The sequence below is a fragment of the Blautia acetica genome, from assembly GCF_038739805.1.
In the GTDB taxonomy this organism is placed as follows: Bacteria; Bacillota; Clostridia; order Lachnospirales; family Lachnospiraceae; genus Blautia.
In genome coordinates this window covers 105,967-123,009 of record NZ_JBBEWO010000002.1, presented here as the reverse complement: position 1 = coordinate 123,009, position 17,043 = coordinate 105,967, and the positions used below count along the sequence as shown (strand labels likewise).

17 protein-coding genes are annotated in these 17,043 nt (G+C 45.8%); all 17 read right to left on the bottom strand.

What is annotated here, in order from left to right; genetic code table 11:
* A complete protein-coding gene (locus WBS51_RS01910) occupies nt 1-369 on the bottom strand; it encodes a biotin/lipoyl-containing protein (protein WP_173749174.1) in 369 nt (122 codons plus the stop codon).
* A 25-nt stretch (nt 370-394) separates the two neighbouring features.
* Nucleotides 395-1,171 carry an OadG family transporter subunit gene (locus WBS51_RS01905; protein ID WP_173749175.1) on the bottom strand — a complete coding sequence of 259 codons (777 nt, stop codon included), beginning with the start codon at nt 1,169-1,171 and terminating at the stop codon, nt 395-397.
* A gap of 16 nt (nt 1,172-1,187) precedes the next feature.
* Nucleotides 1,188-2,624: an acyl-CoA carboxylase subunit beta gene (locus WBS51_RS01900; RefSeq protein WP_173749176.1), complete on the bottom strand. Its 1,437-nt coding sequence runs from the start codon at nt 2,622-2,624 to the stop codon at nt 1,188-1,190.
* Nucleotides 2,625-2,939: 315 nt separating this feature from the next.
* Nucleotides 2,940-3,581 carry a hypothetical protein gene (locus WBS51_RS01895; protein WP_173749177.1) on the bottom strand — a complete coding sequence of 214 codons (642 nt, stop codon included), beginning with the start codon at nt 3,579-3,581 and terminating at the stop codon, nt 2,940-2,942.
* A 290-nt stretch (nt 3,582-3,871) separates the two neighbouring features.
* Complete coding sequence (locus WBS51_RS01890) at nt 3,872-4,414, bottom strand: beta-class carbonic anhydrase (protein WP_173749178.1); 543 nt, start codon at nt 4,412-4,414, stop codon at nt 3,872-3,874.
* 104 nt (nt 4,415-4,518) lie between these two features.
* Complete coding sequence (gene tyrS / locus WBS51_RS01885; protein ID WP_294462698.1) at nt 4,519-5,742, bottom strand: tyrosine--tRNA ligase; 1,224 nt, start codon at nt 5,740-5,742, stop codon at nt 4,519-4,521.
* A gap of 54 nt (nt 5,743-5,796) precedes the next feature.
* Nucleotides 5,797-5,946 (bottom strand): hypothetical protein, encoded by a 150-nt coding sequence (locus WBS51_RS01880; protein WP_173749180.1) that lies wholly within the window; start codon nt 5,944-5,946, stop codon nt 5,797-5,799.
* 204 nt (nt 5,947-6,150) lie between these two features.
* On the bottom strand, nt 6,151-7,383 hold the full coding sequence (locus WBS51_RS01875) for an NAD(P)/FAD-dependent oxidoreductase (RefSeq protein ID WP_294462696.1): 1,233 nt from the start codon (nt 7,381-7,383) through the stop codon (nt 6,151-6,153).
* 3 nt (nt 7,384-7,386) lie between these two features.
* The gene (locus tag WBS51_RS01870) at nt 7,387-7,833 is read right to left on the bottom strand and encodes a 4Fe-4S dicluster domain-containing protein (protein WP_173749182.1); all 447 of its coding nucleotides are present in this window, start codon (nt 7,831-7,833) and stop codon (nt 7,387-7,389) included.
* Between the two features lie 18 nt (nt 7,834-7,851).
* On the bottom strand, nt 7,852-9,735 hold the full coding sequence (gene cooS, locus WBS51_RS01865) for an anaerobic carbon-monoxide dehydrogenase catalytic subunit (protein WP_173749183.1): 1,884 nt from the start codon (nt 9,733-9,735) through the stop codon (nt 7,852-7,854).
* Nucleotides 9,736-9,838: 103 nt separating this feature from the next.
* On the bottom strand, nt 9,839-11,365 hold the full coding sequence (locus WBS51_RS01860; protein WP_294462693.1) for an ATP-binding protein: 1,527 nt from the start codon (nt 11,363-11,365) through the stop codon (nt 9,839-9,841).
* Nucleotides 11,362-12,651 carry a vWA domain-containing protein gene (locus WBS51_RS01855; protein WP_294462691.1) on the bottom strand — a complete coding sequence of 430 codons (1,290 nt, stop codon included), beginning with the start codon at nt 12,649-12,651 and terminating at the stop codon, nt 11,362-11,364. Before WBS51_RS01855 ends, WBS51_RS01860 begins: the two co-directional genes overlap by 4 nt.
* Nucleotides 12,652-12,655: 4 nt before the next feature.
* Nucleotides 12,656-13,750, bottom strand: a complete 1,095-nt coding sequence (locus WBS51_RS01850) for an arginase family protein (protein WP_173749185.1) — start codon at nt 13,748-13,750, stop codon at nt 12,656-12,658.
* Nucleotides 13,740-14,258: a nitroreductase family protein gene (locus WBS51_RS01845; protein ID WP_173749186.1), complete on the bottom strand. Its 519-nt coding sequence runs from the start codon at nt 14,256-14,258 to the stop codon at nt 13,740-13,742. Before WBS51_RS01845 ends, WBS51_RS01850 begins: the two co-directional genes overlap by 11 nt.
* A 68-nt stretch (nt 14,259-14,326) precedes the next feature.
* Nucleotides 14,327-15,559 (bottom strand): D-alanyl-D-alanine carboxypeptidase family protein, encoded by a 1,233-nt coding sequence (locus tag WBS51_RS01840; RefSeq protein ID WP_294462688.1) that lies wholly within the window; start codon nt 15,557-15,559, stop codon nt 14,327-14,329.
* A 90-nt stretch (nt 15,560-15,649) separates the two neighbouring features.
* Complete coding sequence (scpB, locus tag WBS51_RS01835; protein WP_173749188.1) at nt 15,650-16,219, bottom strand: SMC-Scp complex subunit ScpB; 570 nt, start codon at nt 16,217-16,219, stop codon at nt 15,650-15,652.
* A gap of 3 nt (nt 16,220-16,222) precedes the next feature.
* Nucleotides 16,223-16,975 (bottom strand): segregation and condensation protein A, encoded by a 753-nt coding sequence (locus WBS51_RS01830; RefSeq protein WP_294462685.1) that lies wholly within the window; start codon nt 16,973-16,975, stop codon nt 16,223-16,225.
* Nucleotides 16,976-17,043: the final 68 nt, after the last annotated feature.

The window sequence follows — 17,043 nt, the reverse complement described above, 5'->3', positions numbered from 1 at the left end:
CTAGTTCATGGATGCCAGTACAGCACCGTTTTCTACTGCATCGCCTACAGCTACGTTAATGCCTGCAAGTGTACCATCCTGAGGTGCAACAACCGGAATTTCCATTTTCATGGCTTCCAGAATGACAATCGGGTCACCGGCTTTTAAAGCCTGTCCTACGTTTGCTTCGATTTTGCAGACTTTACCAGGAACAGATGCTTTTACTTCAATCGCCCCTGCTGCCGCTGCTGCAGGTTTTGCAGCCGGTGCTGCTTTTGGAGCAGCTTTCGGTGCTGCCTTAGGTGCTGCTGCAGGTGCAGCGTTTCCGCTTCCTTCTTCTACGGTTACATCATATGCAACGCCATTTACTGTAATTGTATAAGATTTCATATTTCTTTCCTCCTACCACTAAAACTTATTTCCAGCTTCTTTTGTTTGATTTTCTGATAGAACGTACCACAAAGCTGTCTGTGGACGTATTTTCTGCTGCTGCAATAGCTGCGGCAATAACCGCCACCAAAGCGCCGTCATCTGCCAGTTCTTCCTGTACCGGTGCAGGCGCTGGTGCGCTGTTGACTGCTGCAATATTGTCTTCCTGTGCAGGTACCGCTTGGTTGGAATCTTTCTTCTTTGTCAGAGCTGCTTCCAGCTTTGGTACATATTTCATCAGAGAAATCACAAAGCTTAAGAAAATCAGCATGATAAATACGGTTGCAAGACCTACAATGGCGTTCATAACCGCATCAAGCATTTTTTCTTTCATGCTGTAGTCTGCACTGAATCCCACGCTTTCTGCGTTCAGCTTGCTGTCGTATACCATTTCTACCACAGCGTCCCTGTTTTCAAACTCTGCCTCTAAAGTGATGACATACTGGCTTCCGTCTTTCTTTACGGCCTCTTCCGGTGTTGTTTCTTTAAATTCCTTAAATGCACCCAGTTCTTCGGAAGAATCTCCCCAGGAAACAAATGCATTCTTGGTAAAGTCGTCCATGTTCGGATTTTCTTCTATGGACTGTTCCATTGTCGCCTTGTCATACTGCACCAGAGACTGTACCGTAGCAACAGTAGTCTGATAGAGATTATTCTGTACCGTACTGTTGATTTCATCTTTCGTCTGACCGCAGGCGGACAGAGAAAATACCAGAACACCGATTGATACTAAACTGCCTATTTTTTTCCATCTCTGTTTCATATCATCTCCCCCTCGCTTAAACTGTGCCATGTTTCTTGCTTGGGCGGTCTTCTCTCTTAGTGAACAGCATTTCAAATGCGCCAATTACATATTTTCTTGTATCTTCTGCTTCAATGATAGTGTCCACATAACCCCTCTTTGCTGCAGAAAGAGCGCTGGACTGCAGCATTGCATATTCTGCTGCTTTTTCATTAATAGTAGCTGCGTCTGCGTCTGCATACATGATTTTGGCAGCCAGTTTCGCGTCCATCATACCAATCTGTGCGTTTGGCCATGCAAATACCATATCCGCGCCTGTAGATTTGCTGTTCATAGTCAGGTAAGCGCTTCCGAAAGCTTCGCCAATTACAATGTTTACCTTTGGAACCGTTGCACTGATGAAAGCATTTGTCAGTTCTGCTGCGTTTCTTGCCATATTGGACTCAGAGCATTTTGTCGCTTTGTATCCTTTTACATTGGTAAGAGTCAGAACCGGAATTTCAAATGCATCACAGAATTTCACAAATTCAGCCGCTTTCTTGCAGCCTCTTGCGGATAATACGTTTTCAAAAGTTTCTGTCTTTTCGCCTTCTTCGTTGTAAACTTCGCTTCTGTTTGCAACACAACCTACCGTTGCACCGTTTAAGCGGATGAAACCTGTTACCATATCTTTTGCATAAGCTGCTTTTACTTCAAAGAATTCCTGGTTGTCTGCAATCTGAGAAAGTGCAATAGAAGTATCTCCCACACAGTTTTCCAGTTCCGGGCAAACACGGTTTAAATCATCTGCACACTCTATATAGGAAGAATTATCTTCAAAATTGGACGGAAGCATGGAAATCAGAGTTCTCATCTGTCCTAAAATTTCTTCTTCACTTCCCACAACATCTACCAAGCCTGCATGTTCGCTCTGGTATGCAGCGCTTGAAGTATCACACTTGGAAATTTCGTTTCCTTCCAGTGCATTCGGGGAATTTACAAACAGTCTTCCCTTTGTGTCTTCCATGAAAGTAAAGTCTGTCAGTGCAGGAACCACTGCAAGTCCGCCGCCGCAGGTACCGAAAATTCCTGTAATCTGAGGAATTACGCCAGAGGCCATAACCTGTTTTGTGTAGATTTCACCAAAAGCATTTAATGCATCCGTTGCTTCCTGCAGTCTTAAGCCGGCACAATCAAGCAGACCGATAATCGGTGCGCCTGTCTTCATGGCCAAATCGTACAGATTTGCAATTTTTTTCGCATGCATTTCACCAATGGAACCGTTTAACACGGAGGCGTCCTGGCTGTACACATATACCAGGCTGCCGTCAATGACACCGTATCCGGTAACGACGCCGTCTGCCGGTGTTTCTTTTTCAGATAAGTTGAAGTCTGTGTTTCTGGCTGTTACATAGCCGCCGATTTCAACAAAGCTGTTCTCATCAAGTAAAGAATTAATTCTTTTACTTGCTAAGGTTTGTGCTGTACTACTCATTGTTCAGCCCTCCATCTTAAATTTATTTTTCACAGCAGAAAAAATCTGCCTGCTGCTTACCGGGATTTCCGCACTGTTACCGCACGCCTCATCCGGTTTTCGCGCAGAAATCATCTCCGGTTCACTGCATTACATTACAATAGTAAAACCAATCTCTGCCAATTATAATTGTACCTTGTTTCGGTTTTTTTTTCAATAGTTTTTGACAATTTTTTAACAGCTTTAACAGAAGATTTTTACTATTTTTTAGATTTTCTTTTGAAAAGGACTTTTGTTTCTGACACTCTGTCTATAGAATGTGCCTTTTTTCCTTTTTTATTTCGTTTTTTCACTTTCCAGACAACTCTCCCACATCTTTTGACAGGTTTTCATACAGCCGTACAAAAGGGGATACGTCCCATTTTTCTCTATCTGCACCCCCAATTCTTCTGCAAACAAAAATTCCATACATAAATAACTGATTCCCATACAGCGTTCTCGTTTTTTCTCCCCGGCCCGCTGACAGAGCACCTGAAAAGTAGTTCGGGGAATGTTTTTGAAAAAGCAATAGGTCTCCTGGAATCCTTTGTAAATCAGATACCAAAACCCAATCCAAGCCAGTTCTGCCCGTTCTTCCTCATCCCCCCGGATATCCTCCAAAAGTCCTAAAACTGCTTCTGCACATATTTTTTCCTCTCCTGACAGGCTGTCCCAGAATCCTTCTCCCTGATAGACACTGTTTCCTGCCCTCTCCCGGAGATACTCCAGCCACTGCGTTTCCATATCCTGCACCATCTCTCTGCACATCTGGTTCTTGCTTATAATGTAAAGGAGAAAATAGGTGACATCTGCATATTTTTTTTCCGTCTTTTGATACGGTTTTCTCTTCTCATAGTAAAAGCCTTCCTCCTCCACAAAATCCAGTCTTTGCCTTTCTTGTATACAGAGACCTTGAAACAAAATTCCCTCTTTCTTCATAAGACAGCCTCTTTCCGTCTGCACCTGCACAATGGGAATGTTTCTTCTTTTTACTACTTTATCCGGGAAATAAAAGAATCTGATGAAAACGAAGATAAAATGAAAATAAGAATGAAATAGAATCCAATAGAAAATGTATACACGCCGAATGGAATGCAGCGCAGACTTTTTTGATTTAGCTTTATTCTACTACAAACACTGAGAGAAGACAATATCATTTTATAAAACTATACGAGAAATCTTTTGTGGAGGGCGTGACTCAAAATAAATCGCGCCCTTCCTTTCATAACTTAACAGATGCTGGTCAGTGCACCGGTAACAGAATCCATGATAAAGCCTTGTATAGTTACATCTTTCGGCATCAGAGGATGGTTTTTCAGCGCCGCAGTTGTTTCACGGACAGATTCTTCAGAAGAAGAGAAACCTCCCAGCCATTGATTCAGGTCAATTCCGCTCCGCCGGACAATATCAATGTGTTCTTTCGGTATTCCCCGGTGTGTGAGCTTTTCCAGCATTTCTTCAGCATCCATTCCCTGAACACCGCAATCTGTATGACCAATGACCATAATTTCCTGCACACCAAGTTTCAGGAGTGCAACCAGAAGACTGCGGACAACACTTCCATAGGGATGGGTAATGACACCGCCAGCATTTTTGATGATTTTAGCATCTCCATTCCGGATACCAAGTGCTGCCGGCAGAAGTTCTGTCAGCCGGGTATCCATACAGGTAAGAATCGCCAGTTTTTTGTCAGGGTATTTGCTGGTAATATAGGGTTTGTAGCTCTCTTTTTTTACAAATTCTCGGTTATATTCGATAATCTGCTGAATCATAGGTGGGAAACCTCCTTTTATTCTGTTGCTGTTTCATAAGACTGATTATAATTTCAAGAATCCGGTTATGCAAGAAATTCTTTTTGCTACAAGGCTCCTTCTTTTTACGCCATAGTTACTTTTCTGAAGTTTTTCTTCCCTTTTTTCAATACAATACCTTCACCCTGCAGTTTTTCTCCTGCAAGCAGGTATTTGATATCTGTAATTTTCTCTCCGTCCACGGACACACCGCCCTGCTCAATGGCGCGTCTGGCTTCGGAACGTGTATTGGCCAGTCCGCTGTTTACCAGAAGAGAAATTAAGTCTATGTTTCCGTCTGTCAGCGCGCTTTCCTCAATTTGTGCAGAAGGCATATTTGCCGCATTTCCGCTGGTGAATAATGCTCTGGCTGCTTCCTGCGCCTTTTCTGCTTCTTCTTTTCCGTGTACCAGTTCGGTCAGCTCGTAAGCCAGGATTTCTTTAGCTTTGTTTAACTGGCTGCCTTCCCAGCTGTCCATTTCATCAATCTGCTCTAACGGCAGGAAGGTGAGCATACGGATACATTTCAGTACGTCTGCGTCTGCCACATTTCTCCAGTACTGATAGAAATCGAAAGGAGAAGTCTTGTTGGGGTCTAACCATACAGCGCCGGACTGTGTCTTGCCCATTTTCTTGCCTTCGGAGTTCAAAAGCAGGGTAATGGTCATGGCACAGGCATTTTCACCCAGCTTTCTTCTGATTAACTCCGTTCCGCCCAGCATATTGCTCCACTGGTCATCTCCGCCGAACTGCATGTTACAGCCGTATTTCTGGTACAGCATGTAGAAGTCGTAGCTCTGCATAATCATGTAGTTAAATTCCAGGAAGCTGAGTCCCTTTTCCATACGCTGCTTGTAGCATTCAGCAGTAAGCATACGGTTTACAGAGAAATGCGGACCCACTTCTCTTAAAAGTTCCACATAATTCAAATCCAACAGCCAGTCTGCGTTATTCACCATCAAAGCTTTTCCTTCAGAGAAATCAATGAAACGTTCCATCTGCTTTTTAAAGCAGTCACAGTTGTGCTGAATCATTTCCGGGGTCATCATAGAACGCATATCGCTTCTTCCGGAAGGGTCGCCGATGTATCCGGTTCCGCCGCCGATAAGGGCAATGGGCTTATTGCCTGCCATCTGCAGACGTTTCATCAGACACAGAGCCATAAAGTGTCCCACATGAAGACTGTCTGCAGTCGGGTCAAAACCAATGTAAAACGTTGCTTTTCCGTTGTTCACCAGTTCTCTGATTTCTTCTTCGTCCGTTACCTGAGCAATCAATCCTCTGGCAACCAGTTCGTCATAAATTTTCATCTCTGTATTCTCCTTTTCTTCTGCTTTTTCCGGAAAGGAGAGGTTTTTTGAAAATCAAAAAGAGCCCTCGTCCTTTCTCAATTTATAAAAGGACGAGAACTCTGAAATTCCCGTGTTACCACCTTTATTCACAGCCAGTTCGCACTGGTCTGCCTCTGCAAGTACAGCGTAAGCGATACTCATGGTGTTGTAACGTACACCCATCCGTCACAGCCTACTCATTGCTTTTCGGTGTGAAGCTCAGGGAGGTATTCATCTGTCAGATTCCCACGCGCCTCTCATCTGCCGGCTGCTTTCTGTCCGTTCCTCTGCAAACTACTTGTTCCCGTCTTTGCCTTTGACTCATACAAGGACAGTATACAAATCCCGCCTGCTTTTGTCAAGCCATGTTTCACCCGCTTTTGCAACTCACATTAACGCAGTGTTCCACTGATACTCTCCGTTTTCTTTCATTCCGTAAAAATCTCCGAAGTTCAGAGCGAAAATATCTTTCTCAATGGTATCTACCGGAATACCGTTCTTAATCAGATACTGCCAGATACCGCCATGGGAAATATCTCCCTGCAGAAGCACGCCTGCAACCTTACCGTCTCTTAAGATTACGCGTTTGTAGCTGCTTGCCCCTTCTCTGGCTATTACAGTATCTCCCTCTTCAGGCACAATCAACCCCACGCACATGGAAACCAATCCGAAGAAATTTATGGTATTTTTCATGGCATACCGGTCTGTATAGGCCACTTTGCTTCCGCACATATTAAGGGCTGCGGTTTCCCCCTGTTTCTGGGCATTCGGCCAGATTCCGGAAAGTCCTGTCACATCGCCTGCTGCGTAGACATCTGCGGCTCCGGTTTCCAGATATTCATTTACCTGAAGGCCGCGGTCAATGACAATGCCTTCGCCGTCCATGCCTGCCACTGCAGAGCGCACACCTGCTGCCACAATCACCAAATCACAGGGAATCTCTGTACCGTTGTCCAGCACCAAACGGGTAATCTTTCCCTCTGCATTCATAATAGTATCCGCAGCTTTTCTTCCCAGATAAAAGGCAGCACCTGCCTTTTCAAAACGCTTCTGGTATTCATATGCGCCCGTCTTGTCCAGCTGAATGGGCAGAATTTGCTCTGCCATCTCGATAACCGACACTTTTTTGCCTGTTTCCATTAAGCCGTAAGCTGCGTCCAGACCTACCAGACCGGAACCGATAATAGCAATGTTTTCTGCCTTTTTTGCCATGGCATCAATAGCCTGTGCGTCCTTTAAATGGCGCAGTCCAAAAACGTTGTTTGCCTCTCTTAAATTTCCCACCGGAGGAATAAAGCTTTCCGCCCCTGTGGCAATGAGCAGCTTGTCGTAAGAGATTTCCTCTCCCTTGTCCGTCATTACTTTTTTTGCAGCAGTATCCAGCTTTGTCACCGTCACACCCGGTTTCCAGTGGATTCTGTTTTTCTCAAAAAAATCTGTCTCTGCAAAGTTCAGCCCTTCTGCGGTTCTTTCATGGCTTAAAAATTTGTGCAGCATACAGCGGGAATGTACCTGTGTATCTGTGGAAAGCATGGTAATGTTCCCCTGAGAATCTGCTTTTCTGATGATCCTTGCCGCAGTGATTCCTGCTGCTCCGGCTCCTAAAATCACATATTCCATCTGCTACACCTCCTCAACCCAGATAGCCTGCTTTGGACAGGCCTTTACACAGCTTGGCTCTTCGCCTTTTTCAATACAGAAATCACATTTGATGACTTTCATATGTGTACTGTCGTCGGGTTTTAACACCCCATATGGGCAGTTCATCACACACATAAAACAGGAACCGCATTTTTTCTCATCATACTGCACATGCCCTGTCTGCTCGTCCTTGGTAAGCGCGCCGCTCATGCAGGACATCACGCACTCCGGCATGTCACAGTGTCTGCAGAAAACCGGCGTATAGCTTCCGTCTGGATTTTTGTAAATATAGTTGCGGGATTCATTGGCAATGTCTGTCAAGTCCAGAGTATATACATTGCCTTCGTCCTTTCTGTGTGCCTGCATGCATGCGATGGAGCAGCTTTTGCACCCATCGCATTTGGCAGCATCTATCATTATTCTTTTCATGAGATACCCCCGTTGATTTTAGATATTCAGTCCTGCACGTTTTTCTTCAATAATCTTGTCCAGAATGTCTGCGCTTTCCTTTGCGTCTCCATTGATGATAACCTGTCCGCCTGTGAGGTTCTTCATATCCTCTGTAAGCAGTTTTACGGCTGTTTTGCTTCCTGTTACGAATGGAGGCAGTCCCAGGTGCAGGGGCAGTCCCAGAGCCAGACCGAAGCAGCCGTCTGCCAAAGCCTGTTCTTCCAGCCACTGTGCAGCGGAAAGCACTAATGGAAGCTGAGGAATATCCACACCGATAGCTTCTGCCAGTTCAGTAGCCACGATTTCCAGACGTCCGATAGCCAGACATGGACCAAAGTTTAATACCGGAGGAATGTTTAATTTTTCACAAACTGCGCGAAGCTTCGGTCCGGCCAGTTTTGCTGCTTCCGGTGTCATAAGACCGCAGTTTTCAATACCGCCTGAAGAACATCCTGCTGTCAGAACCAGAATATCTTTTGCAATCAGTTCTTTCGTAAGTTCTACGGAGAGTACGTCATGGCCGCCTGCAGTCAGGTTGGAACATCCCACCACGCCAGCAATACCTTTAATATCTCCGGATACAATGAGGTCAATGAGCGGTTTCCAGTTGCCACCCAGGAAATCTTTTAAAGAGCCTTCGGAAACACCGGTTAACGTGTGGTCATTTCCGTGTTCCGGCATCAGATTCATGGGAACACTTCCCCTTCTTGCCTTGTATGCCTCTACGATTTCATCAATGATTTCTTCGCTCTGTTTTTCTCTCTCTTCAAATACGAATGGTTTCAATTCTGCATTGGCTTTCTTTGCCACATCATCCAGGCAAATCTGTTTGATTTTCAATTCTTCACAGATGGGCTCAATCCCCGGAAGGGTACAGTTAAATTCAGAAAGTACAGCGTCAATACCGCCTGTAGCCAGAACCGCTTCACTGGTGTAGTTGTTTCCTGCATGTCCGTCAAAGACTTCCTCATAGTGTGCGCCGCGAAGCTGTAAATCCTGACCTACGCAAGTGCAGCCTACCAGCTTGAAGCCTTTCGCGCCTGCTGCTTTTGCCTTTGCAACAGCGGCTTCGGAAGTCAGTCTTTCCTGTAAATCCACGAAAATGGTGTGCTGATGTCCGGTAATCATGATGTTGATGTAATCCGGGTCAATCACACGCAGGCCTACCGGCGCCATACGAAGTTCCGGTTCGCCTAAAAGTACATCATTTAACAGATTGGTAAGTGTAAGGCCGTATAAACCGGTGGAAATACCCAATTTCAGACAGTCTGTATACATATCAACCGGGTCGGAATTTAAGTTTGTGGAACACTTTACCACGCCGTGGAAGACTTCGCTCTTTGCGCCGCCCGGCAAAATGCCCAGCTCCTGCCATTTTTTGAAACGCGGTGCATAAGCCATTTTCTCTACCAGTTCCATTTTTTCATATTCCGGTTTATATAAGTCATCCAGAACCTTCTGGGCTACCTGTTTTGCAGTATCCCATTTGTCTGTTCCCTGTACACCGAAGATTTCAGCCAGTCTTGCCAGGGATTTTTCACCTTTAATCTCCCCTTTGATTTCTGCTGTTTTCTTTACGTTTAATGCAGTATTTTCCACAATATGAATGTAACAGCCGGAACCGCTTGCCACTGCGCGCAGGAAGTTGCGGGCCACAATCACGTCTGCCGTTGCGCCGCAGATTCCTCTTGGTGCTTTCGGTGTGATACGGCACGGTCCGTTGGCACACAGACGGCAACAGACACCCTGCAGACCAAAGCCGCATTTGGTACTCTGACCTTCTACTCTGTGATGAGAAGTTTCCATTGGCAATTCACGGATAAATCCTTCCAGCGGTTTATCTGCGCTGGCGCAGGTGTTGCAACCAAAACACTGATTCATTCTTGTTTCCTCCTGATATGTACTTTCCTTTTTATTTGTTAAGATTATAACAATTCTTGACTAAATTAGTCAAGAATAACTTACAAATTTTTCCTTTTTTCTTTTAAATCTGCTTTTGAAAATCCTGAATTTCTTTCTTTAAGGCTTCTTCCGCTTCACTGGCCAGCAGGATTTCTCCCTCTTTGAGGTAAGTTTCACAGCCATGCTGCCGGATAAAGGCCATAATCTCTTCATTGCCGGATAAATGGGTCAGAAACAGAGCCAGTTCCTGGCCTTTGGCGCACACTTCTTTCATAAAAGTAATGCTGTATTCCAGCGCGTCTTTGACTTCCTCTTCTGCTCTTTTCAGTTTCAGCGTCTCCCTGTAAAACGTTTCTTTCAGCCAGGGAAAACTGGGGGCTTCTGTCTGTCCCTCCAGAAGTTTCCTTTCCTGCCGCTTTTCCTGAAGCCACCGGGTAACCCGCTGCCGAATTTCCCATTCTTCCCCGGAAAGCAGCCCCTGGTCTTTGAGGATAGCATCCCGCTCTTTTTTCCCGCAGATACAGGATTCCAAAATCTCATCAAATGCCCTGCCGCCCGCAGCCTCTTTCTTTATCCTGGCAAGTTCTTCGTAAATCCCGTTCATGTAGGCTTTCTCCAAAAGACAAGTCTTGACCCGTTCTGTAAGCCCCTGCTCCAGTCCATTCATCAGCAGAAGCTTTTCATCCAGCCCGGCCCCTTCTAAAAGTTTTGCCTTTTCTGTTGGATTTTCCCGGTTTTCCAGAGAAAATAATCTGTCCGGTTCCCATTCTTTTTCGTATTTCCTGCAAAGCTGATAAAACCCTGCAAAGTCTGCGGCAATTTCCCCGTCCCGGATATATTCTTCTGCCAGTTCCTTTGTCACGGGAATCTCCAGTTCCTCATACACCTGCAGAATCCGGGATAAATCTTCCCAGCCTCTGGCTGTGACAAAGCAGCTTCCTTCCTGTTTTTCCCGTATCTGATAAAAATTTTCCTGTTTTAAATCCAGATATGCCAAAACGGCGGTATGTATCTGCCTCTTTTGGGCATACGCTCTCCAGACTTTATAGTCTGCTTCAATTTCCATACTCCGCACCCGGTCTAAAGTCACCATATCAAACTCCCGGACAGATTTGTTGTATCTTTCCGGATTTCCTGCTGCCACAATCACCCATCCCGGGGGAAGACGGTGCGTTCCAAAGGTCTTGTTCTGTAAAAACTGCAGCATGGTAGGCGCCAAAGTTTCCGATACACAGTTGATTTCATCCAGAAACAAAATTCCCTCGGAAACCTGCTGCTGTTCCATACACTGGTACACAGAGGCAATGATTTCACTCATGGTATATTCGGTTACCGTGTACTCCTTCCCGCCAAAATTTTTCTTTTTCAGAATGGGCAGGCCCACGGCACTCTGACGGGTGTGATGGGTCAGCGTATATTCCACCAGTCCGATTTTCTCTTCCCGGGCAATCTGCTTCATAATAGCGGTCTTACCGATGCCCGGCGGTCCCATAAGCAGCATGGGGCGCTGGCAGACCAACGGAATCTTATAGTTTCCCTTTTCATCTTTTGCCGTATAAGCCTGTACGGTGTGGATAATCTCCTCTTTTGCCTGTGCAATGTTTCTCATGTCTTATCTCCCTGATTTCTTTCATCCATGTACATTATCTGAATCCACGAAGGTATCCTTGTTTCCTTAGGCGGCTGGCGGGTCAGCAGAAATACTGCCTCATAATCTGTTTTCTCTGTGGGATAAATCCCGTCGCCGTCTGTATAGTAAAGAAGCGCTTTTAAATGCTTCAGTTCTCCCTTCTTCTGCAGCTCCTCCACATACCGGAACACAGGACGGAAATCCGTACCGCTCCTTCCCTGTATTCGGATTCGTTTCAGATATTCCTTCCATTCTTTTTCACTGGTTATCACGGCTGCTTCCTGAACGAGACAGTCGCACTGCAGGATGTAAAGTTTCATCTTTTTGAAAAAATCCTCTCTGCGGCTGAGTACCCCGTAAGTTTCCTCCAGAAACCGCTGTACCACAGGGCGGCTGCAGGAGCCGGACGTATCAATGGCAATCACCAGTTCCTCCAGTTTTCGGGCATCTGTGTATTCCAAAGGTTCCAAAAGCGGAAGATTTCCGTACCTGGCCAGTCCCATCAAGTATGGAAGATAATCAAAACTCTCCAGGTCCAGCTGCAATTCCTCTCTTTCTACCGCAAATTTTCTCAAAAATCGGTAATAATCCCGTTTTCTTTTGGCCTGTACCTCATACCACTCTTGCTGTTCTCCTGCCTCACTTCCCCGCCTTCCGGAACCATCCTGTCCCTGTGACTGGCTGCCCTTTTCAAGGTTCTGTGCAGCCTGTCGGATTTCTCTGACACGCCCGGGCTTCAGGGGTTTCCAAAAGCTATGGCTGTCCCTGCGAAAAAAAGCCCTTCTGCAGGCTTCTTTTCCTTCCTTTTCATAGCGGTTTTTCAGTTTGTCATAGACTTCTTTCACAGATAAACTGCTCTCTTTCTCCCACAATTTCCTGCATAATCCTTTTTCTGCTTCTGACATGGTGCCTGTCAGTCTCTCCATGCCCAGACAATCTATGGTGTATTCCACCACAATATCACAGGCCAGGTGATAAAATTCTTCTTCATAACACTCTTTTTTCACATTCATATGGAAATACAGCACATGAAAAAGGCTGTGAAGAAAGAAACGGAGAACCCCTTTATTCCCTTCCCGGCTGTAGAGAGAGAAAAATTTCTCCAAAGAATAGTAAAATCTGCTCCCATCCGTACCCGACAGATTTTTCTCTTCCATACCGAGAAAGATTCCGGTAAACGTTCCGTAAAGTCCCGGACTTTCGCAGCACAATCTGGTAAGGACCGTCCGCTTTAGTTTCTCCCAGAGCATTGTTTGTTCTTTCATACTTTTACAATTCCCAGCTTTCCTCTTGAAATCCCTGCACTTCTCTCTTTTTCTGCAAAAGAAGAAGCTGCGCCTCTGTGTTTTTATATTTTTCCGCTTTTAAAAGAAGATCCTCCAGTACAGCGCCATCCACCGGAAATGCTTTCAGGAAACGTTTCAGCGTACGGTTTTCGCCTTCCCGAATCAACTGCTCCCCCGCCGGGCGGATACGAAGAGAAAGATAAGATGCATATTTCATTCCCCCTTCAAAGTAGCGTTTCAGGGCAATGTCCAGCTTCAGGCTTTCCTGTTTGCTGGAGAGAAATTTTTCATCCAGTTTTCTGCTCTCTTCCTCACAAATCTTCTGCATTTCCAGTGCTTCCTGCAAACAGTTCCACAACGCTGCGTTGGTTCTGCGGTTGATTTTCAAGTCTTCCTCTTTCGGCGGCAGAGCTGTATCCTGAGGGTTTTCTCCGCAGACATCCACACCCAGAATCCTCCGGTGGGCAAAGGCCAGCTTTATCCAGTTTAACAGCTGCTTTAGAGAAACCTGTCCCTGGTCCCAGTTGGTTCTGGCCTCTTCTTCTGCCAAAATATCTTTGTCAATGGAGAGATACAGGGGAAGCTGACTGCTTTTCAGCCAGTCCAGCAGCTTTTCTTCTCCGTTTTGGGAAAGTTCTTCTTCGGCTACAGCAGTCACACCTCTTTCCTCTGCCTGACACTCTGCAAAGGCTGACAGGGAAGGGCCTGCAATACACACATCCCTCAGATTTTCGTTGGTATCCAACACCTCTCTCACCCAGCTTCCGCAGGAAAGCAGGCCGAAAAAGGCGGCCTCCTGCATATCGGTATGATGATCAAAGACCAGCAGAGCAAAAGGCTTCTGTATTTTTTCCAGCCAGAATTTACTCAGATAATGATAGTTTCCCGAATCCAGAAAATGAATTCCCTCCCCTCTGAACTTCCGGATACGCTGCCGTATGATTTCTCCTGCTTCCTCCGTACAGTAGCAGTTCACGCCTTTTAAATCTGTCATATCCAACCAGGTTCCCTGTTCTTTAAAGCAGTCCTCCTGGGGATAAATACCGGAAAAATTCATCAAAACTGTTTTATTCCACATAATGTACCGTCCCGATTTTCTTTACCTCCTGCTTTGGCTGTGCTTTCGCATACCCAAGAGCCGCTATGCCGAACACCTGATGGTCATCGGGAATCTCCCAGCCTCTCAGTATTTCCCGGATTTCCTTCTCTTCACATACGTCTCTCAACTGATTAATCCACACAGAACCCACACCGAAAGAATGGGCTGCCAGAAAGATATTTTCCAGTGCGCAGGCATTGTCCTCCATGGCATGAGGATTGTCCTTTTTATTGGAAGGTATCAAAAGTACCTGGGGCTGATACATGTCGTAATGTTCTCTTTTCAGCTTCTTTCCTATCATTTCTGCAAGCTTCTGTATTTCCTCTTTGCTGGTCACAACTGTAAATTTCCAGGTCTGATAGTTATGTCCGCTGGGAGCGTAAAGTCCTGCCTGCACAATCTGTTCCAGTTCTTCCTTCGGAATTTCTTTTTCCTGAAATCCCCGGATACTTCTTCTTGTCAGAATATTTTTCATAATTTCGTTCATAGCCAGATTTCCTTTCTTTTGTGCTTTTTTTGTTTGCTTCTTTTATTTTACCATGTCCCGGCTTTTTTTCAACCGGCTGCAAATCTTTTTACGGTTTGCTTCAGGCACCAGTCAAATGTGATTTTATCTACATCTTCCTTTGCCGTAATGTCTTCTGTTTTCCATATCCACCCCTCTGTGGCATAGGTAAGCCTGCCGATGGTCTCCCCTCTTTTTACCGGGGCCGAAAGACCAGTCGCCCCTTCATAAGTGACTTCAATGGTTTCTCCCTCTTTTAGAAGCACCTGCCGGTCTTCTCCCTGGCTGCATACCAGGGGAACCTCTCTCATTTCTCCCAGAATCCGGCTTTGTCCGTTCTCCACCGGCAATTCTTCCGGAACAGAAGGTTTTGCGGCTTCAGAGAGGGGGTGCAGGGTATAATTCTTCAGACCATACTCCATAAGTTTTCTGGTGTCTACCCATTTATACCCTTTGTTGTTGGGCCAGCCACAGCCTAAAAGCGCCACAATAAAGGTTCGGTTATCCCGTTTTAAGGCCCCTACATAGCAATAGCCTGCTTTGGCTGTAAAACCTGTTTTCCCGGTGAGGGCGCCCTCCATCATAGTAAGAAATGCATTGTGGTTCCTGCAGGAAAACGTCCGTTTCCCATCACAGTCTGAAAAATCATAGGAAGGCGTTCCCGTGATTGCAAGAAACTCTTCCCTCTTAGGAGATTCGCTGATACAATAGCGCAGAATCCGGGCCAGGTCTGCTGCCGTAGTGCTGTGTTCCCGGATGCCTTCTTTCGTCTCTTCCTCTGCGTCCAGACCGTTTGGCGTAATAAACCAGGTATCTTTACACCCGATTTTTTCCGCCTTTTCATTCATAAGAGCTGCAAATGCCTCTACACTGCCTGCCACATGTTCAGCCAGCACCACGGCCGTATCGTTGTGACTTTCCAGCATAAGCGAATAGAGCAAATCTCCTGTCAGATACCGCTCCTTAGGCTGTACCCCCAAGCGGACTTTGGGCATGGAAGCCGCATAAGCGGAAACCTCTGCCGCTTCATCCAGGCGGCTGTTTTCCAGAACCAGAATGCAGGTCATGATTTTCGTAGTGCTGGCCATGGGCCTTTTTTCCTCACCGTTTTTTGCGTAGAGAATCCGTCCGGAATCTCCGTCCATCAATACGGCAGACAGCGCGTAAAGATTTCCTACCTCTTTTGCTTCTGTATCTGCATAGCATACCGTTCCAGTCAGAAAGAACTCCATGCAGAAAGCAACTGTCAACAATAAAAGAAAAGGGTGTCTGCTTTTTTTCATAGTCCTGTCTCCTCTTCTTAAAACTTATGTCCAGGTACAAAAAAAGATACCACAAACCCCCGTTGGTTTTGCAATATCTTTTCTGTTTCTTTATACATTCAGCTGCAGCTGAATCTCTTCTTCTGCTTCTGCCTTGAAATCCTCCATCTGTACCGGGTCGATTTCCGGCAGTTCGTCCAGTCCCTGCACCCCGAAGTTTCTCAAAAACTCCTCTGTGGTTCCCAGAAGGATAGGCCTTCCCGGCGCGTCCAGACGGCCTACTTCCTGCACCAATCCGTATTCCATCAGCTTGGCAATGGCATGGTCACACTTTACGCCCCGGATTTTCTCGATTTCCAGCTTGGTCACAGGCTGCTTATAGGCAATGATAGACAAGGTTTCCAGCATGACATCGGAAAGCACAGCTTTTTTCGGCTGAAGCGCCATTTTCACCAGATAATCATAATACTCTTCCTTGGTACACATCTGAAATGCGTTCTCCAGTTCAATAATCTTAACGCCCCGGTCTTCCTCCCGGTACTTAAGCATCATATTCCGTACGATTTTCGCTGTGGTCTCTGTATCGTGTCCAATGGCCTTAGCCAGTGCACTTACTTCCACGGACTCTCCCATGGCAAACAGCAGCGCTTCTATGGCCCCTTCCAGTTTTTTCAGTTCCATGTTCTATCCTTCCTCCTGAAGGGCTTCTATTTCTATTTCGTCAAAAATATATCTCTGGCTAATGTGAATAATGCCCATTTTCATCAGTTCCAGAATAGCCAGAAAGGTAACAATAACCTGCACCTTGCTGGCCTGCCGGCTGAGTAAATCCCGGAAACCGAAATGTCTGTGTACTCTGGCATATTCTCTGACCTCTTCCATCTTATCCGGCAGACTGACCTCTTCCTTCTCGATTTTTCCAAATTTGCTTCGGATGGGGTCTACCTTGTCTTCCTGCCTGCGGATGACGCTCTGAAAAATCGTATTCAGTTTCTTCAGGGTCAGTCCGGACAGCAAATCTGTAGTATCCACCGGTTCCCGATAAGCCAGCACTTCCTCCGGAATGGTTGGCAGTTTGTATACATTTCTTGCTGCCGCAGCCATACGGTCCCGCAGTTCATAAGACATATATTTGTACATTTTATATTCCAGAAGCTGGCGCACCAGTTCTTCTCTGGGGTCTTCCTCTTCCCCTTCTTCATTGACCTCTCTTGGCAAAAGCATTCTGCACTTAATGGAAATCAGCGTTGCCGCCATAACCATGAATTCGCTCATAATATTTAAGTCTTCCCGTTCCATGGCATGAATGTATTCCATGTACTGGTCTGTAATCTCTACAATGGGAATATCATAAATATTCACTTTGTTTTTCTCAATCAGGTGAAGCAAAAGGTCCAGAGGTCCTTCAAACACCTGCAGTTTTACCGGGATTCCCATATTGTTCTACCTCTTCCTGCTTTTTACCGCTGAAAGCCATTTTACACTATTTCCCTCCAAAAGTCCAC

Excerpts from the sequence above, each read along its gene's own strand:
- WBS51_RS01880 (WP_173749180.1), bottom strand. The coding sequence starts at position 5,946 with ATGGGTGTACGTTACAACACCATGAGTATCGCTTACGCTGTACTTGCA.
- WBS51_RS01855 (WP_294462691.1), bottom strand. The coding sequence starts at position 12,651 with ATGAAAGAACAAACAATGCTCTGGGAGAAACTAAAGCGGACGGTCCTT.
- WBS51_RS01875 (WP_294462696.1), bottom strand. The coding sequence starts at position 7,383 with ATGGAATATGTGATTTTAGGAGCCGGAGCAGCAGGAATCACTGCGGCA.
- WBS51_RS01840 (WP_294462688.1), bottom strand. The coding sequence starts at position 15,559 with ATGAAAAAAAGCAGACACCCTTTTCTTTTATTGTTGACAGTTGCTTTC.
- tyrS (WP_294462698.1), bottom strand. The coding sequence starts at position 5,742 with ATGAAAATTTATGACGAACTGGTTGCCAGAGGATTGATTGCTCAGGTA.
- WBS51_RS01900 (WP_173749176.1), bottom strand. The coding sequence starts at position 2,624 with ATGAGTAGTACAGCACAAACCTTAGCAAGTAAAAGAATTAATTCTTTA.
- WBS51_RS01860 (WP_294462693.1), bottom strand. The coding sequence starts at position 11,365 with ATGAGAAACATTGCACAGGCAAAAGAGGAGATTATCCACACCGTACAG.
- WBS51_RS01830 (WP_294462685.1), bottom strand. The coding sequence starts at position 16,975 with ATGGGAATCCCGGTAAAACTGCAGGTGTTTGAAGGACCTCTGGACCTT.
- WBS51_RS01890 (WP_173749178.1), bottom strand. The coding sequence starts at position 4,414 with ATGATTCAGCAGATTATCGAATATAACCGAGAATTTGTAAAAAAAGAG.
- WBS51_RS01895 (WP_173749177.1), bottom strand. The coding sequence starts at position 3,581 with ATGAAGAAAGAGGGAATTTTGTTTCAAGGTCTCTGTATACAAGAAAGG.
- WBS51_RS01850 (WP_173749185.1), bottom strand. The coding sequence starts at position 13,750 with ATGTGGAATAAAACAGTTTTGATGAATTTTTCCGGTATTTATCCCCAG.
- scpB (WP_173749188.1), bottom strand. The coding sequence starts at position 16,219 with ATGGAACTGAAAAAACTGGAAGGGGCCATAGAAGCGCTGCTGTTTGCC.
- WBS51_RS01910 (WP_173749174.1), bottom strand. The coding sequence starts at position 369 with ATGAAATCTTATACAATTACAGTAAATGGCGTTGCATATGATGTAACC.
- WBS51_RS01845 (WP_173749186.1), bottom strand. The coding sequence starts at position 14,258 with ATGAACGAAATTATGAAAAATATTCTGACAAGAAGAAGTATCCGGGGA.
- WBS51_RS01905 (WP_173749175.1), bottom strand. The coding sequence starts at position 1,171 with ATGAAACAGAGATGGAAAAAAATAGGCAGTTTAGTATCAATCGGTGTT.
- cooS (WP_173749183.1), bottom strand. The coding sequence starts at position 9,735 with ATGAATCAGTGTTTTGGTTGCAACACCTGCGCCAGCGCAGATAAACCG.
- WBS51_RS01870 (WP_173749182.1), bottom strand. The coding sequence starts at position 7,833 with ATGAAAAGAATAATGATAGATGCTGCCAAATGCGATGGGTGCAAAAGC.